Annotated in this window: 1 protein-coding gene; it reads right to left on the bottom strand. The window is 49.5% G+C overall.

The genetic code is table 11. The features are described 5' to 3' along the window. A partial coding sequence (locus tag FDX22_RS27445; RefSeq protein ID WP_146718070.1) for a hypothetical protein occupies nucleotides 1–218 on the bottom strand: 218 nt, incomplete at both ends.

Below are 218 nucleotides of genomic sequence, written 5' to 3'. Positions count from 1 at the left end.
GTGCAATGAAATTTGATTTACCGCTGAGAAGATAGTTGCGGTTATTAATCTTCGCAGCCAGTTTCCCTTCGCCGGTCAAATCTGTTTTCACAATGATGCCAGACCGCTGCCGCTCTTTACTCAGGCCGAAATCTTTACCTGCCCACGCCAGAGAACCCTGGGAAGAGAAGTTCATATTGGTGGAGTTGTCAGCAGAACGCGTTACCGATACGGTGCCG

This window comes from Citrobacter sp. TBCS-14, from assembly GCF_005280805.1.
Lineage (GTDB): Bacteria > Pseudomonadota > Gammaproteobacteria > Enterobacterales > Enterobacteriaceae > Citrobacter > Citrobacter gillenii.
Note: the sequence above shows the minus strand (reverse complement) of the source record. Positions and strands in the feature narration are given on the sequence as shown.